This window comes from uncultured Streptococcus sp. (assembly GCF_905372115.1).
Lineage (GTDB): Bacteria > Bacillota > Bacilli > Lactobacillales > Streptococcaceae > Streptococcus.
On record NZ_CAJPNR010000077.1, the window covers coordinates 1 to 3,633 of the forward strand.

General features: G+C 42.0%; 3 protein-coding genes and 2 pseudogenes. 1 reads left to right on the forward strand and 4 read right to left on the reverse strand.

The window, feature by feature from the left end; all coding sequences use genetic code 11:
- From QZ169_RS11455 to QZ169_RS11470, 4 genes and pseudogenes are all read right to left on the reverse strand, one after another.
- Positions 1-99, reverse strand: a pseudogene (locus tag QZ169_RS11455) (CPBP family intramembrane glutamate endopeptidase); the annotation flags it as partial.
- A 424-nt stretch (positions 100-523) separates the two neighbouring features.
- The gene (locus QZ169_RS11460; protein ID WP_295507151.1) at positions 524-1,504 is read right to left on the reverse strand and encodes a Fic family protein; all 981 of its coding nucleotides are present in this window, start codon (positions 1,502-1,504) and stop codon (positions 524-526) included.
- A gap of 44 nt (positions 1,505-1,548) precedes the next feature.
- A complete protein-coding gene (locus QZ169_RS11465; protein ID WP_295507153.1) occupies positions 1,549-2,424 on the reverse strand; it encodes a sensor histidine kinase KdpD in 876 nt (291 codons plus the stop codon).
- Position 2,425: 1 nt separating this feature from the next.
- Positions 2,426-3,106, reverse strand: a complete 681-nt coding sequence (locus tag QZ169_RS11470) for a response regulator transcription factor (protein ID WP_268689284.1) — start codon at positions 3,104-3,106, stop codon at positions 2,426-2,428.
- A gap of 428 nt (positions 3,107-3,534) precedes the next feature.
- Here QZ169_RS11470 and QZ169_RS11475 point away from each other — a divergent pair.
- Positions 3,535-3,633: pseudogene (locus QZ169_RS11475) on the forward strand (CPBP family intramembrane glutamate endopeptidase); the annotation flags it as partial.

Here is a 3,633-nt window from a genome sequence, read left to right on the forward strand (position 1 = left end):
GATAGCTAGCAACATAAATCCCCAAGTCCAGCCGAAGTTCCAGGCCAGGAACGGCAAAATTAGTTTTGGTTGTGGTTTAATAGTTGTTTCTGTATTCATGAGAATACCTCCTTATAATATAATTAAACTCAAGTTTTTGAGCCAAATCTTCAAAGACAGCGACTCGTTCATTCCGAAATCAAAAACTTGGCTTCTGCTTTCAGATTAACAAAAAAGCCAGTTGCCTTTCTAGCGACTGGACTTGGAATAAAGAAAAAATCTAGTTGCTTTTTGAGTGATTGAACTTGGAATCATTGTCAACTGTCAGTTGCAAGTCAGTTATATCAAGGGTTTAGAGCAGTTGGCTGATTTTTTACTTTGACTGGTAAAATGTCCTTTCTAGGATAATTGGCTTTTCAAACCACAAAACAAAAAGACATTTTTATCATGCCTTTCTTCGATTTAATCTAAAAATAAACCTCCGCCAATTCGAAAATTAACTGAGGTTTTTTGAGCGGATTTTGAGCGGATTTTGAGCGGATTTTTAAGCTAACTGATAGATCCGATCCCGCGTTGTTCCACTTGTTTTCAGAAGACCGAATTCTACAAATATATTCAAATATCTACGGGTTGTAGCCTCGCTTAATCCTGTAATCTCTTGTACTTTTGCATTAGCTATTTGTGAATGTCCCTCCAAGTAAGCTTTTACCAGCTGATAAATTTCTAACTCTCTTGGCTTTAATGTCTTGTGAAGTATCCTGTCTGCATCTTCATCAGCTTTTTCTTGGTATTCTTCTAGTGTTTCTAGTATGGCCTGCAACATAAACTCAGTAAATACTGTAGAGTCATTAGTATCATTGCTGATGGTCAAGGCATCATAATAACCCTGCTGATGAGCATAAATAACTGATTCTACTGGCAGCCATTCAAAAATTGGATTCCATTGACTGAGAATCAGACTCTGCCATAGACGTCCCATTCGCCCATTACCATCTTCAAAAGGGTGAATAATCTCTAACTCAAAGTGAACGATACAGGACTTGACAATGGCCGAGACCTCGCTTTGCTCTGCCCATTTGAATAAATCCTTGACCAAATTGGGGACAAACTGTGGTCTAGCCCCAACATGAACTACTCTCCCCTCGCCATCATAGACTCCAACATCCCCTAGCCGAAACTGTCCCGACTGCTTGACTAAATCCTTAGTCAGCAAGCCATGTGCCAGGAGAAAATCATCCAGACTATAAGGGTTTAGCCTGAACACTCGCTCATAGGCTTCATAGGCATTTTGCACCTCATGAATATCTTTTAACGGACCAAGAACACGCCTGCCTTCAATGATGTCCGTTACCTGTTCTAGTGATAAGCTATTATTCTCAATAGCAAGTGATGATTGAATAGATCGGATTCGGTTTTCCTTCCGCAAATACAGCTTACGTTTTTCAATCGAAAGTTGAGTAGTCAGTTCAGAAATTTTCTGAACTAGGTTCAATATCCTCTCTGTAATACGATAATTCGGTTGCATTTTACTCCTTTAAAAAAACATTTTCCCTTATCATACACTATCCTCTACAAAGTCACAACCAGTTCAAACCAGTCGTCTTCAGCTTTCATTGTCAAGTCCCCGCTCAGGATTTCGACTAACTGCTGGGTGATGTAGAGCCCCAACCCTGAAGACTCCTCGCTGCTGGATAGGTTTTCTGAGTAAAAGCGATTAGTCAGCTTATCCAGATATTGGATAGGCTGCTGGACGATATTTTTGACGGTAAAGATACAATGCTCGCCCTCTTTTTTCAGTGAAATGCTGGCGGCCTTACGGCCGTGCTTGAGGACATTGCTTATCATATTTTGGACAATGCGCTCTAAAATTTCTGGGTCTGTCTCTAACTCTAGACCTTCAGCCAGCTCTACCTGCAAGTCAATCTGGGCTTTCTGAAAGGCGTCATAATAAGTAAAAAGCTGCTGGGTTACTAGCTGGGATATATCTGTCGGCTGGACATTGGCTCGAATGGCACCCTCCATCAGCCGGCGATACTCCATCAAGGCTTCCAGCCGTTTGGATACCATTCCCAGACTATCTGCAATTTTGATTAGCTGCTGACTTTCCTGACTCTCATCCTTCAAGAGCTGCTGGGTATAGCCGCTGGCAATGGTCAGAGGGGTGCGGATATCATGGGCAATATTACTGATAGCCATATCCAGCGTCTTCTTTTCCTGCTGAACAACAAAGGTCGTCTTATCTAGCTCCCGAAAGAGCAGCTCAGCTTCCTCTGTCAGCTCTAAAATACTGGGTGCATGAGCAGCAGGAGCCAGACGATTCTGGCTCCCTGTCTGCCGCTTCAGACGAATCTGCTGTGCCACATCTTTGACCGCCAGATGATAGCGTATGAAACCAATGGCCAGAAACAGACTGATAAGGGCAAATAAAATCACTAACACCAACATATCAGTCCTCCTTGAGCCGGACACCTAGTCCCCAAACAGTCTCTATGTATTCCTCTGTTGGGTCCAACTGAGCCAGTTTCTTACGTAGATTGCTGAGGTGGGTATTCAGGGTATTATCCCCAGGCAGATAGCTCTCTTCCCAGACCTGCTCAAAGAGCTCTTCCTTGGTGTAGATCTTCTTGGGATGACGGAGCAAGAGCTGGAGGATATGATATTCTTTCTTGCTCAAACGGACGCTTTTCTCACCACAGATCGCCTCAAAGGTAGCCTTGAGCAGACGGATATTTTTAAAGGACTGGCCTTCTTCCTCGCCAGTCAAAGCCTGCTGGCTACGCAGCTGCACGGTGATACGGGCAAAAACCTCATCCAGATTGAAGGGTTTGACAATATAATCATTAGCACCATTCAGCAGGTACTGGCTAACCAGCGCTTTCTCACCAAGGGCTGTCAGCATAACCACTGGCACCGTAGCATTGCTGCTGCGAATTTCCCTCAACACTTCATCACCATTCTTACCCGGCAGCATGATATCCAAAAGGACCAAATCAATCTCCTCCCGCTCAAACAGCGAAATGCCCTCTGTCCCCGAATAGGCAGAATAAACCGTGTGTTCCTTCTGAAAAAGTTCTTTTAGAATTTCATGAATATCACTATTGTCTTCGATGAGTAAAATATGAGCCATAAACACTCGCCTCCAGAAATTTCCTATCACTAGTGTAGCAAGGATAAGAGGCTAAGTCAATAAAAGATGGACTATTCGAAAAACTTTAGAAATATTTTAGAATTACTTGAAGGATATTTGAGAATTGAACTTTAAAATAGAAAGAAATAAGAAATGTATGTGCTATAAAAAGGAGTCTCAGAATGTTTAAAATTTTTTGCAAAATCGTTTTTAGAAGTATTACTTTCGCCCTTGAGGGCTAAGGAAAAAAGGAGAATCGCATGAAGAAATTGATTTGACTGATTCTTTTATCAATCTTAAGGTCAAGGATTTTTCAACAGGAGCTGAAGTGCAAATGCCGACTTTTGTACAGAGTACGGCTAAATGAGGCAAAAAATCAATGACCTTATCAGAGTACAAAAATCAAACCATTTAAAGGAAAAAATTCTATGACTAATGAAACAAGAATAAAACCACAACCAAAACTAGTCTGGCCGTTCCTGGCCTGGAACTTCGGCTGGACTTGGGGATTTATGTTGCTAGCTATC

What these genes read in the sequence shown, in the direction of transcription:
- QZ169_RS11470 (WP_268689284.1), bottom strand. Translation starts at nt 3,106, where the DNA reads ATGGCTCATATTTTACTCATCGAAGACAATAGTGATATTCATGAAATT.
- QZ169_RS11460 (WP_295507151.1), bottom strand. Translation starts at nt 1,504, where the DNA reads ATGCAACCGAATTATCGTATTACAGAGAGGATATTGAACCTAGTTCAG.
- QZ169_RS11465 (WP_295507153.1), bottom strand. Translation starts at nt 2,424, where the DNA reads ATGTTGGTGTTAGTGATTTTATTTGCCCTTATCAGTCTGTTTCTGGCC.